This window comes from Mesorhizobium sp. M4A.F.Ca.ET.090.04.2.1 (assembly GCF_003999085.1).
Lineage (GTDB): Bacteria > Pseudomonadota > Alphaproteobacteria > Rhizobiales > Rhizobiaceae > Mesorhizobium.
In genome coordinates this window covers 1-5,875 of record NZ_RZOT01000386.1, presented here as the reverse complement: position 1 = coordinate 5,875, position 5,875 = coordinate 1, and the positions used below count along the sequence as shown (strand labels likewise).

Below are 5,875 nucleotides of genomic sequence, written 5' to 3'. Positions count from 1 at the left end.
GCGGCGCGCCGCTCTACCTGCAGCTGAGGAAGAGCATCGAGGAAGCGGTCAATCGCGGCCTGATCGGGCCAGGCGACGCGCTGCCGTCGGAGCGCGACATCGCCAGCAAGGCCGATATCTCGCGCGTCACCGTGCGCAAGGCGGTGCAAGACCTGGTCAAGGGCGGCATTCTAGTCCAGCGCCACGGCTCCGGCACCTTCGTGGCGCCGCGCATGGAGCGCGTCGAGCAGTCGTTGTCGAGGCTCACCTCCTTCACCGAGGACATGGCGCGCCGCGGTATGGTGGTGCGCTCGGCCTGGCTCGACCGTGGCCTTTATGCGCCCTCGCCTGACGAGATGATGGTCCTCGGCCTGTCGTCGAACGAGCTGGTAGCGCGGGTGGCGCGCCTGCGCATCGCCAACGACACGCCGCTGGCGATCGAGCGCGCCGCGCTCTCGGCCAGCGTGCTGCCCGATCCCGAGGCGATCGGCACTTCGCTCTATGCCGCACTGGAAATGACCGGCAACCGGCCAGTGCGGGCGGTGCAGCGCATTTCCGCCGCGAATCTCGGCGATGGCGATGCGCGGCTGCTGGAAGTGCCGCCCGGGATTGCCGGCCTGCATATCGAACGTATTTCCTATCTTGCGAGCGGCAAGGTGATCGAATTCACCCGCTCGATTTACAGGGGCGACGCTTACGATTTCGTCGCCGAACTCCGGCTGACCGGGCCGGGAGAGGAGAGCCGGCCATGAGCGCGACCATCACCCATATGCGGCGCGAGATCGAAGAGATCCCGGAAGCAACCGCCCGCCTGCTCGACGGTTCGGCGGCGGTGCTGACCGAGGCCGGGCGCGGTATCCGCGAGCGCGATCCGAGTTTCGTCGTCACCGTCGCGCGCGGCTCATCCGACCATGCCGCCACCTTCATGAAATACGCCGTCGAGCTGACCGCCGGCCTTGCCGTCGCCTCGGTCGGCCCGTCCATCGCCTCGATCTATGGCGCCAGGCTGAGGCTCGCCGGCTCCGCCTGCCTGGCGATCTCGCAATCGGGCAAGAGTCCCGACATCGTCGCCATGGCGGAGACGGCCAGGGCCGGCGGCGCGCTCACCGTCGCCATCACCAACACCGCCGATTCGCCGCTGGCGCGCGCCTCGGACTTTGCCATCGACATCCTCGCCGGACCGGAGCGCAGCGTCGCCGCGACCAAGACCTTCGTCAATTCGGCCGTCGCTGGCCTGGCGCTGATGGCGCATTGCACCGGCGACGAGGCGCTGCTTGCGGCATTGGCGCACCTGCCCGAGCATTTCGAGAAGGCAATCGCCTGCGACTGGATGGCGCTGGCCGGCCCACTGGAGACGCCGCGGTCGCTGTTCATCCTCGGTCGCGGCCCGTCGGCGGCGATGGCCAACGAGGCGGCGCTGAAATTCAAGGAGACCTGCGGCATGCATGCCGAAGCCTACAGCGCGGCCGAGGTCATGCACGGACCGCTGGCGCTGGTCGGGCCGGGCTTTCCGGTGCTGGCGCTCGCCGCCCGCGACGCTTCCGAACCGTCGGTCGCCGAGGCGGCCGACAATCTGGCCGGCAAGGGCGCGGCCGTCTTCGTGACATCCGGCAAGGCGACCAAGGCACGGGCCCTGCCCTATGTGGCGACCGGCCATCCGCTGACCGATCCGCTGGCGTTGATCGTGTCGTTCTATGGCTTCGTCGAGGCCTTTGCCCGCCATCGCGGCCTCGACCCCGATACGCCGCGCAATTTGCGCAAGGTGACGGAAACCGTATGAGCGACCGTTTCGCCCTCACTGGCGCCCGCATCTTCGACGGCGCCGACTGGCACGACAATGCCGCCCTCGTGGTGAGCGGCGGCCTGGTCGAGGCCATCCTCCCCGCCGGCGCCATTCCGGCCGGTGTCGATCGCATCGAGACCGACGGCCTGCTGGCGCCGGGCTTCGTCGACCTGCAGGTCAATGGCGGCGGCGGCGTCATGCTCAACGACCATCCCGACGTCACCTCGATCGAGACCATTTGCCGGGCGCACGCCCCGTTCGGCACCACGGCGCTTTTGCCGACGCTGATCACCGATACGCCAGCGATCACGGCGGCTGCCGTCGCGGCCGGCGCCGCGGCGGCGCGGCAGAAGGTGCCGGGCTTCCTCGGCCTGCATCTCGAGGGCCCGCATCTGTCGGTCGCCCGCAAGGGCGCGCATGACCCGGCGCTGATCCGGCCGATGACGGACGTGGACCAGGCGGCGCTGATCGCGGCGCGGAAAGACCTGCCCGTGCTGCTGACCACGATCGCGCCCGAATCGGTCGAGCCGGCGCGCGTCACGGCCCTGGCAATGGCCGGCCTCATCGTCAGCCTCGGCCATTCCGACACCACCTATGTCACGGCGAGCGCTTTCGCGGCCGCCGGCGCAACGGTGGTGACCCATCTCTTCAACGCCATGAGCCAGATCGGCAACCGCGAGCCAGGACTGGCCGGTGCCGCCATCGCCACAGGCGGCCTGTCGGCCGGCATCATTGCCGACGGCATCCATGTCGATCCCGCCACCATGGCGATCGCGCTGCGCGCCAAGAAGGGGCCGGGGAAAATCGTGCTGGTCACCGACGCCATGGCGACGATCGGCACCGACATGACATCGTTCACGCTGAACGGCCGCACCATCTACCGCAAGGACGGCAGCCTCAGACTGGCCGACGGCACGCTGGCCGGGGCCGATCTCGACATGATCTCGGCCGTGCGCTTCATGCACCGCGGCGTCGGGCTTGAGCTTGGCGAGGCACTGCGCATGGCTTCGCTCTATCCGGCCGAGGCGATCGGCCAGGCGCACCGGCTTGGCCGCTTCGCCAACGGCACCGCCGCCGACATCGTGGCACTATCGGAGGATCTGGACGTGAAGAGCGTCTGGATCGGCGGGAAGAAGTTGTTCGGGGCGTAGGCCATCGATCCCACCGTCAATTGGGAAACCAACGTTCGCAATTGGCCGGAACCCTTCGCGCATCGTCATCCTCGGGCTTGACCCGAGGATCCATGCCGTGACCTGTGACGTAAAGTGTAACGGTGCAGAATTCTGTAAACGTTGCAACGCCTTGGCGTCTCGGCATGGATCCTAGGGTCTACGCCGCGTCGCTTCGCACCTTGCTTCGCCCTAGGATGACGAAGCTATTAGCCGGCTCGAACCGCTGCGTAGAGATCCTTGTAGGTCTCGCGCAAAACGTTCTTCTGCACCTTGCCCATGGTGTTGCGGGGCAACTCGTCGACGAAGATCACCTGCTTCGGATGTTTGTATCGGGCGAGCCGGCCCGCAATGGCGTCAAGGACGTCGGCCGCGCCGATGGCCGAGCCCGGCTTGCGCACCACGACCGCGGTGACACCCTCGCCGAAGTCCGGATGAGCGACGCCGATCACCGCGCTTTCGCTAACGCCGGCAAGCGCATCGATCTCGCCTTCGATCTCCTTGGGGTAGATGTTGTAGCCGCCGGAAATGATCAGGTCCTTGCCGCGCCCGACGATATGCACATAGCCGTCCCGGTCGATGAGGCCGAGATCGCCGGTGATGAAGAAGCCGTCGGGACGGAATTCGGCCGTGGTCTTTTCCGGCATCCGCCAGTAGCCGGCAAAGACGTTCGGGCCCTTCACCTCGATTATGCCGACCTTGCCCTGAGCAAGCGACCCGCTGCCGTCTGGATCGGCGATGCGCAGCGAAACACCCGGCAAAGGAAAGCCGACCGTGCCGGCGCGCCGCTCGCCATCATAGGGGTTGGACGTGTTCATATTGGTCTCGGTCATGCCGTAGCGCTCGAGGATGGCGTGGCCGGTGCGCTCGCGCCAGGCGGCATGCGTCTCGGCCAGCAACGGCGCAGACCCGGAAATGAACAGGCGGATGTTCTTGGCCGCCTGGGCGTCCAGGCCCTCCTGCTGCAGAAGCCTGACATAAAAGGTCGGCACGCCCATCAATGCCGTGGCGCGCGGCAGCAGCGCGATGATGCGGGCCGGGTCGAATTTTGCTTCGAACAGCATCGAGGCGCCGGCCATCAGGATGACGTTGGTGGCCACGAAGAGGCCATGCGTGTGGAAGATCGGCAGCGCATGGATTAGGACGTCATCGGACGTGAAGCGCCAGTACTCGACCAGCACATGTGCGTTCGACGCAAGGTTCTCGTGGCTGAGCATGGCGCCCTTCGAGCGGCCGGTCGTGCCCGATGTGTAGAGGATCGCGGCAAGGTCGTCCGGTCCGCGCGCCACGTCGTTGAAATCCGCCTGATATCCGGAAGCGCTTTCCGGCAGCGAACCGTCGCCGTGCTGGCCAAGCGTCGCCAGCGCCGCGCCGGACGCTTGCGCCAGCGGGGCGATATCGGCCGCCCTTGCCGGGTCGCAGACCACCAGCCGTGGTTCGGCATCGCCAAAGAAATAGCGGAGTTCCGGCGGCGTGTAGGCGGTGTTGAGCGGCAGGAAGACGGCGCCGGCGCGCAGGCAAGCGAGGTAGAGCAGCACCGCTTCCGGGCTCTTCTCGACCTGCACGGCGACGCGGTCGCCCGGCGCCACGCCGGATTGCACCAGCGCATGCGCCAGCTGCGCCGATCGCGCCAGCATGTCGCCATAGGTGAGAGATCGCCCATCATCCGTCCGCATAAGCAGCCGCTGCGGCGCCGTGACGCGGGCGCGAAAAGCGTCGAACAGGTGATTGCTCATTGTTGCTCCCGCGAATGGCGCGGCGAATCCTGAATTCGCATCGTTTCGGTCAGAGCGAATATCAGATTTGAGGCTGAACGAGCAGCTATTTGCGCCCGCGGTGCGCCTTGGCGGCACTCACCTTCGGATCATCGTCCCGGCTGAAGCGCGCCATGCACCTGGCCGCCGTCAGCCGGTAATGGTTGAGCAGGGCCTCGACCGCGCCATCGGCGTCGCCATCGAGCGTGCGTTCGGCGATCTGGCGGTGCTCGGCAAGATCGTCGCGCTCGTCTCCCAGGCCGTGCTGCGACATCAGCCGGTAGCGGGAAGCCTGGTCGGAAAGTTGGTCGCAGAAACCGACCAGCCAGTGTGACCGGCAGCCCGCAATCAGCGCGCGATGGAAGGCCCGATGCAGCTTCTCCCAGTCGGGATTGTTCGACGAGGGATCCTCCGGCATGCGGCGCTGGGCGCGCGCCAGGCGGTGCAGGGCCAGCACCAGCTGCTCCTCCCACTCGCCGGTGCGGTGTTCGATCGATTCGCGCAGCGCGCGCTCCTCAAGCCAGCAGCGGGTGCGCGTCAGTTCCTCCAGCTCCTCGGCGCTGACCGGCATGAGGAAGAAGCCGCGCTGGTCGTGGCGGCCAAGCAGACCTTCGGAGGCGAGACGGTTGAGAGCCTCGCGCACGGGCGAAGCGCCGGCACCATATCGCGAAACCACCCATTCGACCCGAAGCTTGCTTTCGGTCTCCAGCACACCGCGCAGGAGATCGTCCCGAAGCTGATGATAGACCGTGCTGGCGAGGGTGCTCTTGGGTCCGGCACCTTCATCGCCCGGATCGGCGGTTCCGTATGTCAATATGGCTCCTGTTGCCTGCCTTGGCCTGTTGTTGGTTCTTGTTGCGAAGCAGTCTCAATCCCATACACGTACTATACCGTGCCACACTTCGCAGCCTCAAGCGGAAGATGATGGTATTCGACTTAAAGAGGATAGAGCGCACTGGCCCGCCGAAGTAACGGTCGGCTAAAGAATCTTGAGTTTCCTGCATCGCTTGGGGCGCTGAACAGCGAAGCTACTCATTTCGGCCATCAGTCAGACTGGGTATCCCGCCGCGATACGGTCAACGGCCAGGATCAGGCGGCGGTTCGGTCCGCCGCGGTCCTGATCGCCTCGATATTGGCCCGATAGGCTTCGACGCTGCCGCCCTTGAAGATGGCGGCGCCCGCCACCAGCA

The 5,875-nt window shown here is 66.5% G+C and carries 5 protein-coding genes and 1 pseudogene; 3 read left to right on the top strand and 3 right to left on the bottom strand.

Going from position 1 to position 5,875, the window contains the following annotated elements; translation table 11 throughout:
• The 3 genes from EN781_RS23450 to nagA form a co-directional block, all read left to right on the top strand.
• Positions 1–731 (top strand): GntR family transcriptional regulator (locus tag EN781_RS23450; protein WP_145965593.1); only part of this gene is annotated, 731 nt, incomplete at its 5' end.
• Entirely contained in the window at positions 728–1,759 is a 1,032-nt protein-coding gene (locus EN781_RS23445; RefSeq protein WP_126056916.1) for an SIS domain-containing protein, read from the top strand. The genes EN781_RS23450 and EN781_RS23445, both read left to right, overlap by 4 nt.
• Positions 1,756–2,913, top strand: coding sequence for an N-acetylglucosamine-6-phosphate deacetylase (gene nagA, locus EN781_RS23440; protein WP_126056917.1), 1,158 nt, complete (start codon positions 1,756–1,758; stop codon positions 2,911–2,913). Before EN781_RS23445 ends, nagA begins: the two co-directional genes overlap by 4 nt.
• Before the next feature lie 227 nt (positions 2,914–3,140).
• Here the strand turns inward: nagA and EN781_RS23435 are convergent, their stop codons facing one another.
• The 3 genes and pseudogenes from EN781_RS23435 to EN781_RS23425 form a co-directional block, all read right to left on the bottom strand.
• Positions 3,141–4,667 carry a malonyl-CoA synthase gene (locus tag EN781_RS23435; protein WP_126056918.1) on the bottom strand — a complete coding sequence of 509 codons (1,527 nt, stop codon included), beginning with the start codon at positions 4,665–4,667 and terminating at the stop codon, positions 3,141–3,143.
• Positions 4,668–4,752: 85 nt separating this feature from the next.
• Complete coding sequence (locus tag EN781_RS23430) at positions 4,753–5,499, bottom strand: GntR family transcriptional regulator (protein ID WP_126056919.1); 747 nt, start codon at positions 5,497–5,499, stop codon at positions 4,753–4,755.
• A 275-nt stretch (positions 5,500–5,774) separates the two neighbouring features.
• A pseudogene (locus EN781_RS23425) lies at positions 5,775–5,875 on the bottom strand (ribulose-phosphate 3-epimerase); the annotation flags it as partial.

Coding starts and splice junctions, on each gene's coding strand:
- nagA (WP_126056917.1), top strand. CDS start 1,756: ATGAGCGACCGTTTCGCCCTCACTGGCGCCCGCATCTTCGACGGCGCC.
- EN781_RS23445 (WP_126056916.1), top strand. CDS start 728: ATGAGCGCGACCATCACCCATATGCGGCGCGAGATCGAAGAGATCCCG.
- EN781_RS23435 (WP_126056918.1), bottom strand. CDS start 4,667: ATGAGCAATCACCTGTTCGACGCTTTTCGCGCCCGCGTCACGGCGCCG.